This is a genomic window from Pedobacter hiemivivus (genome assembly GCF_004331685.1).
Taxonomy (GTDB): Bacteria; Bacteroidota; Bacteroidia; order Sphingobacteriales; family Sphingobacteriaceae; genus Pedobacter; species Pedobacter hiemivivus.
This window is the reverse complement of sequence record NZ_SJSM01000013.1, coordinates 57,102-72,272: the sequence shown is the minus strand read 5'-3', so window position 1 is coordinate 72,272 and position 15,171 is coordinate 57,102. Positions and strand designations below refer to the sequence as shown.

The window sequence follows — 15,171 nt, the reverse complement described above, 5'->3', positions numbered from 1 at the left end:
GACTTAAGAATTCTCACCTTTCATTCGTTTTCGCTGCTCTTCTTCTGCCTGTTTTACCTCATCCTTTTCAGCAAGAGGTAAATCAGTTTGTAGCTTTTTATTTTTAGGAGGAGTTACGCTGCCCACTTTAGCTAACGCTTTATCCGTATCCTGACCAGATCTCCTTTGCCTTTTCATAACTATATAATTAGTAACTAAGAACAACGTCAATCCAGAATTGATTTGAGTTTTTAATAAAATGACATATCGGTTCTCCTGAGAAAACAAGAAAATCTATCAACCATAAAAGTTAACAATTGTTAATGAAAACAAACTTTCTATGACATAACTAGAATGTTACAACTAGTGACTTCCCCACTAAAAATTTCTTTTCAGTTAACCACTTGAAAGCAGTCTGCAACCCCTACTTACCCGGACATTACCCGGACATTACTCGGACATTACTCGGACATTACCCGGACACTACTTGGGTGGAGCCGAGTAGTGTCCGCTTAACAGCCGAGTAACATCCCTTAATACGTGGTGAATTAAATTACCTCAAAGTACAATCAAATAAAAACATGCAAATTGACAATCAGCATCTTTTGCATACATTAAAAAAAATGGTAACCTTTTTATTCATAAAACAATCAGTTATTACCTGTGTTTCATATATGGATAATAACTGATTGTTATGAGCATTAAAATATCAGCATTCACATTTTTAAAACACCTATTCCAATGAAAAATCGTGAAACACCAAAACCAGGTTCAAAGCAATACGATGTTGAAAAAACAGAGAATTTAACGACACCTAAATATCATAGCAGCACAGATCGGAGAAGCAGCCACGAACTACCAGCAATTGAAAATCTTAATGACCAGTCCGAAAACAAGTTCAATGAAAACATAATGGAGGAAGACGTTCCAAAAACTAATTTAGGTAACAAAAGAAAAGACAATGAAAAACAACGAGAACAGATCATTAGACGCTAATCATATCTTCCAACAGCACACTCCCCCAGTTGACCCAGAGGATGATGAAGAGTACGGAGAAGACGAGCAAGATTTCGAGGAAGATGGACAAGATGATGAGGACCAATTCCCTGTTGAAGAGGATTTGGACGAGAAGGATTTTGACCTGAACGAGGACGACGAAGATTTTAATGATGATATCGACGATCTTTAAAAGCTCATTATATTGCAGAAATTACATATAAAAAAGTCTGCATCATTAAACATGAGCAGACTTTTTATATTTACTTGAGGAGTATATACCTGAGGGCTTGGCTTAACCGCATTTTGACGAACCGCAGTCCTTACAGGTTAAGCAGCCTTCCTGGTAATGCAAGTTGGTAGAATTACAGTTTTGGCACTGTTGTTTGTTCGCTACAGTTCCATCAGGAACATAACGTTTCAGTGCACGAGCCACCCCATTCTTCCAGGTGTTTATGGCTTCATCTAACTGCAAGCTGTTAATTAGATCTACCACTTTCTCAATAGGCATGCTATGTCTTAATGTACTTGATATCAACTTGGCGTAATTCCAATACTCAGGATTGAACTTATAAGACAATCCTTCGATAGTTGTTTTATGACCACGTTTATTCTTATATTGAAAGTCATATCGTGAACTGCCGTCTGCTTCTCGACTCTTAATAATTACACCGTCATTTACCCATCTTGGCAATAAAATACCGTCTTCATCATCCACAAAACCAGTGAAAATTTCATACGGTTTACCATCCATCAAGCCAATAAAGGCAATCCATTTGTCTTTACTATTCTGAAAACGAACTACATCAGCTTCCAAAATCGCAGGTCTTGTGGTTGAAAACGTGTGTTGAGCTTCCGCTTCAGTCTCTTCAGTTTTAGGTGCATCATTAGAAATCAGTACTCCAGAACGTGAACCATCCCTATAAACAGTCACCCCTTTACAGCCTGATTTCCAAGCTTCCATATAAACTGCACCAACGAGTTCTTCTGTTACATCTGAAGGCATATTGATCGTTACACTGATGGAATGATCGATCCATTTTTGGATTTCACCCTGCATCTTCACTTTTTTCAAATAATCAACATCATTTGAAGTAGATTTATAGTATGGTGACAGTTCCACAAGTTTGTCCAACTCTTTTTGCGCATAGTTTTTAGTAAGGTCATGACCATTAACTTCCATCCATTGCTTAAAACGCGGGTGGAAAACCACATACTCTTCCCAGGAATCTCCCACCTCATCTATGAAATCTACACGTGCATCTTTATCGTTCGGGTTTACCTTTCTTCTTCTTTTGTATACTGGCATAAACACCGGCTCAATTCCCGAACTGGTTTGAGACATCAGACTGGTTGTTCCTGTTGGAGCAATAGTTAACAAAGCGATGTTACGTCTGCCGTACTCCATCATGTCATTGTACAAGCTTGGATCTGCAGTTTTTAGACGCTGTATAAATGGATTATTCTTTTCCCTATCTGCATCAAATATGGCAAAAGCACCTCTTTCTTTTGCAGTAATCACCGAAGAACGATAAGCTTCGATAGCAATGGTTTTATGAATCTCCACAGCAAATGCTGTACCTTCATCGCTACCATAACGTAAGCCCATTGCTGCAAGCATATCACCTTCAGCAGTAATGCCAATACCTGTCCTTCTTCCTTCTTTAGCTTTGGTTTGGATATTTAACCAGAGATTCATCTCTGTACGCTTAATATCTTCCCCTTCAGGATCTTCAGCAATCTTTTCAAGAATTGCGTCTATCTTCTCCAACTCCAAATCGATGATGTCATCCATCATACGTTGTGCCGCATGGATATGTTTTTTAAACAACTCCCAGTTGAAATAAGCTTCGGATGTAAAAGGCTTTTCTACGTAAGAGAAGAGATTAATAGCAAGTAAACGACATGAATCATAAGGACATAATGGGATTTCTCCGCAAGGATTAGTAGAAACCGTTTGATAACCTAGGTCAGCATAACAATCAGGCACAGACTCTCTTATAATGGTATCCCAGAATAGAATACCCGGCTCTGCAGAACGCCATGCATTGTGAACAATCTTATTCCACAATGCCGTTGGCTCTATGGTTTTCTGATAAACAGGATTGTTGCTGTTTATTGGATATTGTTGCTGGTAAGATTCGCCTGAAGCGACTGCTTTCATAAATGCATCATCGATACGCACAGAAACATTTGCCCCAGTCACTTTACCCTGCTCCATTTTTGCATCAATAAAATCTTCTGCATCTGGATGTTTAATCGCAACAGAAAGCATCAACGCGCCTCTCCTGCCATCTTGTGCCACTTCACGTGTAGAGTTGGAGTAGCGTTCCATAAAAGGAACAATACCAGTAGAAGTTAATGCCGAATTTTTTACGGGCGACCCTTTAGGACGGATATGCGACAAGTCATGTCCCACACCGCCTCGTCTTTTCATCAACTGCACTTGTTCCTGATCAATCTTCATGATCCCACCATAAGAGTCGGAATCACCGTCATTACCAATCACAAAACAGTTGGAAAGTGAGGCAATTTGATGTGGATTGCCAATGCCAGTCATTGGACTACCTTGGGGAATAATATATTTAAAACTCCGGATCAACTCAAATACTTCGGTTTCTGATAAAGGATTAGGATATCTTTCCTCTATACGAGCTATCTCAGCTGCAATCCTATGGTGCATGTCATCAGGTGTACCTTCGTAAATTACACCTGCAGAATCTTTCAATGCGTACTTATTTACCCATACACGGGCTGCAAGGTCATCGCCCTGAAAATAGTCAAGAGATTTGCGATAGGCTTCATCAGAAGTATAGGTGATTTGGGCTTGTTCCAGGGCTTCGGCTTTCATATTATATAGCGTTTTTTTTTAATGAAGAATAGAACACAAAGATACTTATTTGAAAACTGAACGCAAGTACGAAATAAATAAAGTTTCAAAAAACAACAACCAAAACATTGAATTACAATTATTTATATTTTTTAAGATTACAAAAAGTTTACAAATTTTTAAAATATATAAAAATTAAAACAAGCGATTTAAACCTTAATAACCAATTAGCCAGTCTATTAATCTATTCTTTTGTACCGCACTGTTATTTGCAACGGCATGCAGCAAAAAAGAAATTCCTAAGACTAAACAACCAGCAATCCTACCGAGTCTAACAGCTAACTAGAATAATTAAACTCCCAATACAATAAACAGACTAATACAAACCTGGTCGCAATCCCCCCCTTATATTGTCATATCCACACACTATCAAAATCAAATTTTCAAACCAATTTTGTAATGCTGATGTTAATTAACAAAATAATCCCAGCAAAATTGGAGCAGCAACCATTAAAAACGGGCGAAACCGAAAAGCCAGACGAGTAGGAAACGAAAAAAAATGATGTTATGTCAGACAATAATGTTTCATTACACAGAATCCTAAAAGCATCTCCAGAAAAAGTATACCGCGCATTCACTGAAGCCTTAGCAATTTCTTCATGGCTGCCCCCGTACGGCTTTCTTTGCACCGTTCATGAAATGAATGTAGAAATAGGAGGTTCATTTCGAATGTCTTTTCAAAATTTCAGCACTGGGAACGGCCACTCATTTGGAGGAAAATACATTGAACTTAAACCTAATGAGTTTCTTCAGTACACAGATAAATTTGATGACCCTAATTTACCGGGCGAAATGATCACTTCTGTGTGGCTTAGGAAAACTATAATGGGTACAGAAATAAAAATAAAACAAGAAGGGATTCCTGTTGTTATACCCGCTGAAATGTGTTATTTAGGATGGCAAGAATCCCTGGAGAAGCTAGCTAAGTTAGTAGAACCTGAGATACCAGATGCCTGATTCAGCAATTATTCTAGATTTTTTTTAAGAAGCCATCAGGATTGGTTTTCCTGGTGGCTCTACCAGTCCCTCCTTTAAGCACATTTTTTATTTTTTATTTAAAATTAAAAATATGCTTAAATTAAAATCTTATTTTCAAAGACCAGAAAAGGGTTACGACCCAGTCCCACTAGCATACGCCGCAGGATATACTGATTTTGAGTTCAAAAAAATTGACACAGAATTGGTAAATAAAATCGGAATATTTTCTGATGGATTTACAAATAAAACACTACTTGATCTTGGAGGGGGACCGGGTCAATACAGTATTGAGTTTGCAAAACAAGGCGCGGCAGTTACCTGGCACGACATCAGTAAAAATTATTTGGACATCGCAAGTCAAAAGTCAAAAACCGAAGATGTAGATATTAAATTTTCACTAGGCTACCTAGAAAGTGCTAAGGGGAAATATGACATCCTCTTTAATAGAATCTGTTGGTATTACTGTTTCAATGATTACAAATTTGCCGATTTAATAGTTTCATTAGTTAATGACGGAGGGTATGGCTACATTATCGTTAATAACGAGAATTGGCTATTCAGCAAAATAAAAAAGGAAAAATTGGTGAAAAAAATTTATTTAAGCCTAAATTATTGGTTTAACGAAATCTTTGACATTAAATTCATTCACATCCACCCCTCACATAAAAAATTGAAAAAAGTCTTTTCAAAATTCAATTTTTCTTACCTTAATGTGGAAAGAGAGAACTTAAATACAGTCATTTCATTTAAGAAGTAATTATCATTTCCTAGAAGAGACCTATTATTACCTAGAAGGGCCGTCACTTGTAATTAAATGCTAAACAATCCGCGAAAAATAATTGTTATACCATTAGATAACGCCAGTAGTTGCGTTAAAGAATTAGATATGAGCGAAGCTAAAAAGAAGAATGAAAATCCAAGCAGCAACTTCAGAGAAGAGGCCAAGGATAAAGTTCCAGTTGGAAATAAGGCTGTAAAAAAGCCTGAGGATAAAGATTACAACAAAGAAGAAGCTAACTTTAAAAACCCCGCAAAAAAAAGGGAGGAAAGTGAACAACCGATACACCCAGTAAAAAAAGCCCCTAAGGAATAGATCCAACCGTTTGGATTAACAGAACTCCTTACAAGCGATACCGAAGCTTGATGTTTCTTCCTATAGCTTTAAGCAGGCCAGGATGATCGTTTACAGTCGCATCAACAGCATCCCAATCTCCTTTTGAATTGCAAACCAGCTGATATTCCATACCATTCAGGTTAATATGGATTGCAGTGGTTTCTTTTGTTATTCCCTTCGTAATGATAATGTAGGTATAGTCTTTTTCATCAAAGTTGATGCGCATCGGTAAACTCATAGTGCAAATATAGCGTCGAAAATGCGTTTTTATTGTGTATGTTCTTATATATTCAAAATTTTCGAAGCATAAAACATTTATCCGATCAACCAAGCTACAAAACCAACAGCCCGAAATCTCTTAAATTATAAATGGGTTCTGAATACCAGAACAATTCAAAATGTTCTATTGTCCTTTCAAAATCAGCTTTAATTTCCTGAAACGTATAAACCTGCGTATTGGAAACTGATATTTTCTGTACGATTGAAGCCAGCCATTCCCCTTCAGGTTTATTAACCTCGATATTAAAGGTTTCCTTTTTATCGTAAAAGGTTAAAATCAACATTTCCTGTGGCTTATTCTTCTTATACTTTGTAAAGACTTCTATATCAGGCTTTCCTCCTAACCAAATTACTTTAGCCGTTGGCTTAGTATTCAGCTTACTATCCTCACCTATAGCCTTCTCAATAAAATCCGAAGGAATCGCTGTTTTAGGGATCTTAAAATCGAACCAATCCTGCAATTTGTATTCGAAACAAATGCCATGCATAAAATTAAAAAGCGATTTCTTTAAACCGAAACTAAATTTATCATGATCTATTCCTGTTTTATCGATATAGTTGATGTCATTATTAGCGAAGGTCCCGATAGTCTCGGTCTCTTTAACTACGCCAAATCTTTCTGGATGCATGCCAACAGGACTATGTGCAGTCATTGCAAACTGATGCCAGAAGCCAGATTGTAAAACGCCCGCCTCAAACAATTGCCTAACCATTTCCAGACTGTCTACGGTCTCTTGAATAGTTTGCGTTGGATAACCATACATCAAATAAGCGTGAACCAATACTCCTGCTTCCGTAAAATTTCGGGTAACCTGAGCTACCTGCTCAACAGTTACACCTTTATCAATCAACTTTAATAATCTATCCGATGCCACTTCTAGCCCTCCAGAAACAGCAATACAACCTGATGCTTTAAGTAAAATGCATAAGTCCCTCGTAAAGCTTTTCTCAAACCGAATGTTTGTCCACCAGGTTACAGAGATTTTTCTTCTTAAAATCTCCAGCGCAACCTCCCGCATCAAGGCTGGCGGAGCAGCTTCGTCGACAAAATGAAAGCCGTTCTGGCCAGTTTTTTCGCTTAATTCTTCAATGCGGTCTACAATCAATTTAGCGGCTACAGGCTCGTAAACCTTTATATAATCCAGTGAAATATCACAAAATGTACATTTCCCCCAATAACAGCCATGCGCCATCGTCAACTTGTTCCAGCGACCATCACTCCACATCCGATGCATTGGGTTTACAATCTCTATAACTGAAATGTATCGATCCAATTGTAAATCACTATAATCTGGTGTTCCTACATCAAATTGCTTATAATCGCTTCTTAAAGCATCATTCTTATAGACAACGGCTCCATTCTCCAATAGAAAGGTTCTTTTATACAGGTGAAAGGCCCCACCTTTTGTGATTGAATCATAGATCAATTCAATTGGCAACTCCCCATCGTCTAAGGAAATATAGTCGAAAAATTCAAATACTCTTTGATCAGAAAGGGAACGTAACTCGGTATTAGCAAAACCGCCACCCATTGATATTTTAATTTCGGGATAAGTCCGTTTCACATATTGTGCGCAACGAAAAGCGGCATACAAATTACCAGGAAAAGGAACAGAAATGATGAATAGCTTAGGTTGAACAATAGAAATTCTCTCTTCCAGAATATCGATCAGGAGTTTATCCATATAGGTATATTCCTGATTTAAAGCTCCATAAAGCTCATCAAATGAATTTGCACTCCTACCCAATCTTTCGGCATAGCGACTAAAGCCAAAATTAGGATCAATACATTCAATGATAAAGTCAGAAATGTCCTCAAGATACAGTGTCGCTAAATGCTTACCCTTATCTTGCGTTCCCATTGTGCCAAATGCCCAATCCAACTCATCCAATTGCTCAAACCTTGAAGCTTCAGGCAAATAATCCTCCTGACAAATTTGCAAGGCTAAGGTTGGATTTTTGCCTTGTAAGAAAGCAATTACCCCATCTATGGTTTTAATATAATCGTTCTTTAAAGCAAGAATCCGCTTTGCATTTAAGCTTTTTGACTGATCCGTCAGGCCCTCTGCATGCACGAAAAGATCTTCCAGGCCTTTCCTAGAAAACAAAGCCAGAATCACTTCAATGCCTAAATCTGCCTGAGTTGAAGAAATATTTTTAGTATTTAAAAAACCTTTGATATATGCAGTTGCAGGATACGGTGTATTTAGCTGTGTAAAGGGTGGCGTAATAAGGAAAAGATCTGTCTTCAAAATGGAATTGTATTTCGATACAAAAATATCCATAATTATTTTAGTATTTATGCCTTATTTTAAACAGAAAAGCCTCAGGAGCTAAATATTCAAAGCTATACTACGAGTTCTGGCATTCGAGAAGTAAAGATAACTGGTGCAGTAATCGCAGATATCAGCTCTTGTCTAAAATCATTCTTTGTGACATTAACTGCCCCAAATTGAGCAAACCAGCTATTGGCATCTCCGGTAATGTGCAACTTAAATCCATCTTCCTTAAGCTTGGTTAATAGATAACAAAAAGCAACTTTACTAGCGTTATCAACAGTTCTAAAGAGACTTAAAGTGATAAAATAACCGTTTAAAGCAACTCCCAAAACACCCCCTACAAGCTCACCGTTTTGATAAGTCTCAAAACTATGGGCTATCCCCATTTTATGAAGCTCTAACATGACCTTAATATATTCAGTGGATATCCATGTGGTTGTTTTCTCCCCCCTAGGTTTCGAACAATTTAGTATGGTTTGTTCAAAATTAACATTCACCTTTATTTCAAATCGTTTGTCTGACTCTTGTAGCTTGTCTTTTTTTAAGCAACGCAATAAATCATTTCTTATTTTAAAATCAGCAACAGGTATAACTGCGCGGGGATCGGGATCATGCCAAATAAAGATTTTATTATCATCGACTTTAGGCATAGGAAAGGTACCTTGTAAAAATCCCTGTATCATCATATATGGGGTTAATTTAGCTTGTGCAGAGGACCATAATAAAGCATCTTCGCGACCTCCAGACACCTTTACCAAACCCGAATGAAATAACTTTTGAAGCAACCTTTTTGTCGGGCCTTTAAGTCCTGTAGGAACGATGGATGATATTACTTTTGGCAAAAGTCCCATATTTCATGATATTTTAACAAAATAAACAAAAAACCTTTCCCTAAATCTAATTATTTAATCTCCAACAAACCAGACGGTTAAAAATATTGTATAACGCCTTCACACAATGATAGGTTTGATACAGATTTTGCTTTACAACATTAATCACGAACTGGATGGTGAATTATAAAATCGTTGAATAAAAGAGTAAATCTTCTATATCATTTGGTAAGCTAGAAGGTACTATTCGATTTTACGTTTCTATCTCCTATAAAACGAATCCACTTGGGGGTATTGAACAGTTCTAATATAAAGGGAGCATCTTCAATATCTGTGGCTTTTAAATACAATCTGACTGTTTCGATTTCTTTCAAAATGGTATATTGTTCAATAATTCTTTCAATTCAGTATGACAGACTAAAATGAAATTCAAAAATACCTAAATTAGATCTTAATGCAAAAAGCCTCACATTTCTGTGAGGCTTTCGTGATCCCTCTGGGATTCGAACCCAGGACCACTACATTAAAAGTGTAATGCTCTACCAGCTGAGCTAAGGAATCATCTATCGTTTGATGAGGGTGCAAAGATAGAATTATTAATTTATTCTGCTAAATATTTTTTCAAAAAAAAGGAACACATCCCTTAAGAGACTTATTACCAGAGAGATTATTTCCAATTAACTTCAAAAAACAACCTAAATTCAACTATGAATGCCAAGAATAATTTTAGCAAGATTGATCATTTCTGCATTTCCGGTGTATTTACCTCGTTCATCGGACAATTTAACCACCTCGGTCCATTCCCCATCTTGTGGATGTGCTTCGGTCATTTTAATTACAATATTCATCGGCTCAGGTCCGGCATCATTGGTAAAGTTGGTCCCTATACCAAAAGACATCCCTATCTTATTACGACAATGATCAGCAATACGGGCTACTTTATCATAGTCCAATCCATCGGAGAAAATAATCGTTTTAGATTTAGGATCGATGCCCATGCTCCGGTAATGTGCAATTACCTTATCTGCAAATACCAGCGGATCGCCACTATCATGCCTCACCCCGTCAAACAGTTTAGAGAACATTTTATCAAACTGCTTAAAAAAAACATCTGTAGTATACGTATCAGATAATGCGATACCCAAATCGCCACGATAAACCTGAACCCAATGCTCCAATCCCATCGCATTAGCCATTTTGAAGCCATACCTTGCTGCATGGAACATAAACCATTCGTGTGCATGTGTACCTATTGGCTTTGTTTGATGTAACATAGCCATATGCACATTACTAGTGCCAATAAAAGAGCCTTTTCCATAGATGCTTAACGATTGTAATACCAAACGTTGCACTTGATAAGAATATCTTCGGCGCGTACCAAATTCGGCTACTGTTACCCCAAGATCTCTGTAGCTCTCTATTTTATGTCTCGCTAAATCAATGACCGCCTGGTCGCCAATCCTGCTAGCATTGTTTAAAACATAATACAATTCGCAGATTAGGGACATTAAAGGAACTTCCCACAAAATTGTCCGATACCATAAGCCTTCGATGCTTACCTTCAATTGGTCTCCCTCCTGCTCAATGTGCACTTCATCGGGATTGAAACGGTAGCCTTCCAGAAAATCAAGGTACACAGGATCGAGATAAGGACAGTTAAGCTGCAAAAAACGTTTTTCTTTAGGACTTAGCTTTAATAAGGCCATACTATTTACAGCACTTCGTAAAGCTGTGGCAAATCCGGGAGGAAATAAATGCTTTCCGCGGTTTATAAATTGATACCTCGCCTTTGCCGCTGGGAATAAACGAATAACTCCTTGCTGCATGGTCACTTTATAGAAGTCGTTATCAAGGATGGAGGATAACGGGAATGTAAACATTGCACCCATACAGTTGTCAAACTTGTAAAACCTGTGAACAATTTACCATTCTTTTTCGTAAAAATCAGTGTAAACATTTACAATTTAAAATACAACATAGTGCCCCTCGTGTATACTGGTTTATTATTTCTATAACTTTATTAAACAAATTAAAGATTATCATTTAGTGAAATTCTAAACCAGATCAAAATGAAAAAAATATGCTTTGCTTTGTTAATATCAACGGTGTTAATGGCCTGCGCACCGCACAGAAATCTTGTTTACTTCAGTAACCTCAACGACGTATCCAGTAGTCAAATCCAGAATGTTCCCGAACTTAAACTTCAAAAAAACGATCAGTTAAGTCTGTCGTTGACGAGTTTAAATGCGGAGTATAACGTTTTATTTGCCAGTGCTAATAATAGTACAAGCAACAACACTATAAGTAGTAGATCAGGATTTAGAATAAACAACAATGGAATGATCACTTTACCATTACTAGGTGACTTAAAGGTTGAAGGACTAACTGTTGAAGAGGCTCAAAACCTAATTACAAGAGAGCTTAAAAAACAGATTAAAAATCCAGTAGTGGATCTTGAACTGGTTAATTTTAAAATCACAGTAATTGGAGAAGTAAACCATCCAGCGTCGCTAACTGTCCCAGGTGATCAGGTCAATTTACTAGAAGCATTGGGTATGGCTGGCGACATGACTGTGTACGGCAAAAGAGAGAATGTTTTGGTGATTCGAGAAACAAACGGGGTTCGAAAAATGACCAGGCTAAATCTTAATGATAAGAATGTATACGATTCGCCCTATTTTCACTTAAAACAGAATGACATTGTATATGTTGAGCCCGACAAATCTAAAGAAAAAGAATACAATCCAAACGTCCGCGCATTACCTATCATAACTACCTGCATATCTGCCATAGCTGTATTACTAACTGCATTATTAAGATAATTAGTTCAATTTATAATCGCTAGCATATGAACACTTCAGCTTATCAAAACACGGTAACCTCAGTAGACAATTTGAAGATTATTTTACAGAAATTTTTAAAAAACTGGCCCATCTTTTTGCTCTGTATTGGACTATGCTTTTTAGGGGCATTCTTATACCTGCAAACCACGACCCCACAATATAGAGTAAGCAGTACATTATTAGTTCAGGATGATAGAAAAGGTGATGGGGAACAAAAGGGAACTGCATTTAGCGACCTTAACATGTTTAGAACGGATAGAAAGGCAAGTAGTGAAATGGAGGCCTTGCGTGCCAGAGAGCTTATTTTTAAAACCCTAAAAGGGCTTTCTCTTGATGTCGCTTATTTCCAGAAAGGTAGTTTAAGGGATGAGGAATTATATGGAAACGCTTTACCAATAAAAGTTAAGCTAATCGGTGTAGATGGCAGAGGCTATAAAAAATCATTAAAAATAACTGCTTTAAATGACCATCAATTTGTCCTGACAGACAAAGACCAGGAATCTATACTGCCCTATGAAGCGTTAATCAAGAAACCAGGGTACCAAATAATAGTAAGCAAAGGGCCCGCATTTAAAAGAAATACGGATCCTGTTATACTGAAGTTTAAAAACCTGTTTTTAACGGCTGAATCCTATAACTTATCGGGCTTAACGATTATGCCTGTTGAAAAAGAAGCCAATACAATTATAATCAGCCTTAATGACAACGTCCCTCAAAGAGGCGTAGATATACTCACTAATCTTATTAATACTTACAACGAGGAAAATGTAGTTAAGAAAAACACTATTGCAGTAAATACGATCAACTTTATTGATAAGAGATTGAAACACTTAAATAATGATTTAACGAGTGTTGAGCAGGATGTAGAAGATTACAAACAAAACAATATGATCACTGATGTGGACATGGACGCTAAAACAAGCATAGAGAAAGCAAGCGAATATGGCCAAATGTTGTCTTCCGCAAATGTACAACTTAATGTTTTGGCATCCCTCGAAAAATACCTCAACAACAACAGTTTAAACCTGGTGCCGAGCTCATTGAGCATAAACAACTCGACCTTAAATGAGCTAACCAGCAAATTTAATATGATACAACAGGAGAGAAATCGCATGTTGCGCACTTCTGAAGAAGGTAATCCACTGGTGCAGAATCTAACAGCTCAATTGACTAGCTTAAAATCAAATATTCAGGAAAATCTTCAAAACATCAAGCAGGGCTTAATCATTGAAAGAAATAATCTACGATCAATGACTTCCAATTTTAATTCTAAAATCCATCTGGTGCCTGCAGTAGCGCGGGGATTACAGGAAAGAAGCAGAGAGCAAATTGTAAAAGCAAATTTATACAATTACCTATTGCAAAAAAGGGAAGAAACTACACTTTCACTTTCTGGAACTGTACCAACTTCTCAAATTGTTGATAAACCAGCTTACAATAGTACACCTGTAACACCGAAAACGCAATTGGTTTATCTTTTTGCAGTCTTTTTAGGCTTTTTTATACCAGGAGCTACCATCTATGGCCGATCGGCATTGAACAATAAAATAGTAAACATAAATGAAATTGAACTACTTACAGGGGTACCAGTTTTAGGAGTTTTAAATCACCTCGAAAAAAATGAGGCTTCTGTAATAGAACGCAATAGTAGGTCAACAATTTCTGAACTGTTTAGATACATTAGAAGTAACCTGCATTTTATGAATTCTGGCTCACCTGACCAGGTGATGTTGGTCACCTCTTGTATGAAGAATGAAGGAAAAACCTTTTTCTCTATTAACCTGGGTATGACTTTAGCCTCAGTAAATAAACGGGTTGTTTTGCTGGAGTTTGATATGCGGGAGCCACAACTGCTTCAAAAAATGCATTTGAATTCGAAAATTGGCATTACTGATTATTTATTGAGGGATGAAATCACTATTGATGATCTCATTTTAAACTCAAGAAAGTACCATGATTTGCTAGTAGTAGATTGTGGCCAAGTAGCAGGGAATCCGGCGGAGCTGATGATGCACCCGAAAATTGGACAAATGTTGGAAGAATTGAAGCGCAGATTTGATTATGTGATTATCGATACTGCTCCAGTTGGACAGGTTGCGGATGCCTTTAGCTTGTCTAAATACATTGATGTGAGCATATACCTTGTACGCTATAATTATACAGACAAATTGCAACTTAATATCTTGAAAGATATCCTCTATTATAAAAAACTAAATAACCCAATGGTAGTTTTTAACGATGCGAAAATTGATAATAGTACGACATACGGATATGGCGGGTTTGGATATGGATACGGCTTAGAAGTCTCGAGAAACTAACGAAAATCATCCCTGATTTACTTATGAATAAACTGTCATGTAAGTGAGGTAGCGAAGCTGTGCGTGTTTGACATTTTTTTCCAATTAGCTTTTGTAATCAAATAATTCTCATATGGAAAATCAATTCGGCTCCAGACACCCTTGGACCAGACGCTGGTTAGTTGTTTACACCCGTCCGAGATGGGAGAAAAAGGTAGACAGATTATTAAAAACGCAGGATATAAAATCCTACTGCCCAATTAGGCGGGTGAGCAATCAATGGGCGGACAGAAAGAAAATTGTTGATTTACCACTTTTTAGTGGTTATGTGTTTGTATGGGTTAGTGAACGTGAGGAATATAAAGTGAGGCAGACGCTAGGGGTGCTGAATTTTATCTATTACATGGGAAAGCCCGCTGTAATCAGGGATAGTGTAATAGATAAAATTGAGAATCTGATCAGCACACATTCTGATTATGAGGTCATCAATTCGCAAGAAATAAATCATGGCGACCGCATCCGCATTAAGAGCGGCATCTTTTACAACCAGGAAGGAACAGTTATCAAGGTGCATGGTAAAACTGTTTTAATGGTTTTTGATCATTTAAACTGCGCCCTGGTCTCCAATGTCCCCCTGGCTGATGTAATGTTGAACACGGCAATTTAGTTCGACTTACAGCAACAAC

Annotated in this window: 14 protein-coding genes and 1 tRNA gene; 8 read left to right on the top strand and 7 right to left on the bottom strand. The window is 37.3% G+C overall.

Annotated features, from left to right (window positions below; translation table 11 throughout):
- Nucleotides 1-3: 3 nt before the first annotated feature.
- Nucleotides 4-177 (bottom strand): hypothetical protein, encoded by a 174-nt coding sequence (locus tag EZ444_RS27280; RefSeq protein ID WP_165503657.1) that lies wholly within the window; start codon nucleotides 175-177, stop codon nucleotides 4-6.
- A 543-nt stretch (nucleotides 178-720) separates the two neighbouring features.
- On the opposite strand from EZ444_RS27280, the gene EZ444_RS18510 reads away from it, so the two are divergent.
- Both EZ444_RS18510 and EZ444_RS18505 read left to right on the top strand, forming a co-directional pair.
- Nucleotides 721-975, top strand: coding sequence for a hypothetical protein (locus EZ444_RS18510; protein WP_131610632.1), 255 nt, complete (start codon nucleotides 721-723; stop codon nucleotides 973-975).
- Nucleotides 941-1,168, top strand: coding sequence for a hypothetical protein (locus EZ444_RS18505; protein ID WP_131610631.1), 228 nt, complete (start codon nucleotides 941-943; stop codon nucleotides 1,166-1,168). Before EZ444_RS18510 ends, EZ444_RS18505 begins: the two co-directional genes overlap by 35 nt.
- 102 nt (nucleotides 1,169-1,270) lie before the next feature.
- Here the strand turns inward: EZ444_RS18505 and EZ444_RS18500 are convergent, their stop codons facing one another.
- On the bottom strand, nucleotides 1,271-3,826 hold the full coding sequence (locus EZ444_RS18500; RefSeq protein WP_131610630.1) for an adenosylcobalamin-dependent ribonucleoside-diphosphate reductase: 2,556 nt from the start codon (nucleotides 3,824-3,826) through the stop codon (nucleotides 1,271-1,273).
- Nucleotides 3,827-4,372: 546 nt separating this feature from the next.
- On the opposite strand from EZ444_RS18500, the gene EZ444_RS18495 reads away from it, so the two are divergent.
- The 3 genes from EZ444_RS18495 to EZ444_RS18485 all read left to right on the top strand — a co-directional run bounded on the left by EZ444_RS18495 (nucleotide 4,373) and on the right by EZ444_RS18485 (nucleotide 5,936).
- Complete coding sequence (locus tag EZ444_RS18495) at nucleotides 4,373-4,822, top strand: SRPBCC family protein (RefSeq protein WP_131610629.1); 450 nt, start codon at nucleotides 4,373-4,375, stop codon at nucleotides 4,820-4,822.
- Nucleotides 4,823-4,934: 112 nt separating this feature from the next.
- Nucleotides 4,935-5,600, top strand: coding sequence for a class I SAM-dependent methyltransferase (locus EZ444_RS18490; RefSeq protein WP_131610628.1), 666 nt, complete (start codon nucleotides 4,935-4,937; stop codon nucleotides 5,598-5,600).
- 129 nt (nucleotides 5,601-5,729) lie between these two features.
- Nucleotides 5,730-5,936 carry a hypothetical protein gene (locus tag EZ444_RS18485; protein WP_131610627.1) on the top strand — a complete coding sequence of 69 codons (207 nt, stop codon included), beginning with the start codon at nucleotides 5,730-5,732 and terminating at the stop codon, nucleotides 5,934-5,936.
- A gap of 28 nt (nucleotides 5,937-5,964) precedes the next feature.
- Here EZ444_RS18485 and EZ444_RS18480 read toward each other — a convergent pair whose 3' ends face one another.
- The 5 genes from EZ444_RS18480 to pncB all read right to left on the bottom strand — a co-directional run bounded on the left by EZ444_RS18480 (nucleotide 5,965) and on the right by pncB (nucleotide 11,225).
- Complete coding sequence (locus EZ444_RS18480) at nucleotides 5,965-6,195, bottom strand: hypothetical protein (RefSeq protein WP_131610626.1); 231 nt, start codon at nucleotides 6,193-6,195, stop codon at nucleotides 5,965-5,967.
- Nucleotides 6,196-6,289: 94 nt separating this feature from the next.
- Nucleotides 6,290-8,521 carry a B12-binding domain-containing radical SAM protein gene (locus tag EZ444_RS18475; protein WP_205945305.1) on the bottom strand — a complete coding sequence of 744 codons (2,232 nt, stop codon included), beginning with the start codon at nucleotides 8,519-8,521 and terminating at the stop codon, nucleotides 6,290-6,292.
- 62 nt (nucleotides 8,522-8,583) lie between these two features.
- Complete coding sequence (locus EZ444_RS18470; protein WP_131610625.1) at nucleotides 8,584-9,366, bottom strand: leucyl/phenylalanyl-tRNA--protein transferase; 783 nt, start codon at nucleotides 9,364-9,366, stop codon at nucleotides 8,584-8,586.
- 467 nt (nucleotides 9,367-9,833) lie between these two features.
- A tRNA-Lys gene (locus tag EZ444_RS18460) sits at nucleotides 9,834-9,906 on the bottom strand.
- Between the two features lie 140 nt (nucleotides 9,907-10,046).
- The gene (pncB, locus tag EZ444_RS18455) at nucleotides 10,047-11,225 is read right to left on the bottom strand and encodes a nicotinate phosphoribosyltransferase (protein WP_131610624.1); all 1,179 of its coding nucleotides are present in this window, start codon (nucleotides 11,223-11,225) and stop codon (nucleotides 10,047-10,049) included.
- Between the two features lie 189 nt (nucleotides 11,226-11,414).
- Here pncB and EZ444_RS18450 point away from each other — a divergent pair, with 189 nt between their 5' ends.
- The 3 genes from EZ444_RS18450 to EZ444_RS18440 all read left to right on the top strand — a co-directional run bounded on the left by EZ444_RS18450 (nucleotide 11,415) and on the right by EZ444_RS18440 (nucleotide 15,152).
- Nucleotides 11,415-12,167 carry a polysaccharide biosynthesis/export family protein gene (locus tag EZ444_RS18450; RefSeq protein WP_131610623.1) on the top strand — a complete coding sequence of 251 codons (753 nt, stop codon included), beginning with the start codon at nucleotides 11,415-11,417 and terminating at the stop codon, nucleotides 12,165-12,167.
- A 26-nt stretch (nucleotides 12,168-12,193) separates the two neighbouring features.
- Nucleotides 12,194-14,506: a GumC family protein gene (locus EZ444_RS18445; RefSeq protein ID WP_131610622.1), complete on the top strand. Its 2,313-nt coding sequence runs from the start codon at nucleotides 12,194-12,196 to the stop codon at nucleotides 14,504-14,506.
- A 112-nt stretch (nucleotides 14,507-14,618) separates the two neighbouring features.
- A complete protein-coding gene (locus EZ444_RS18440; protein WP_131610621.1) occupies nucleotides 14,619-15,152 on the top strand; it encodes a UpxY family transcription antiterminator in 534 nt (177 codons plus the stop codon).
- Nucleotides 15,153-15,171 lie beyond the last annotated feature (19 nt).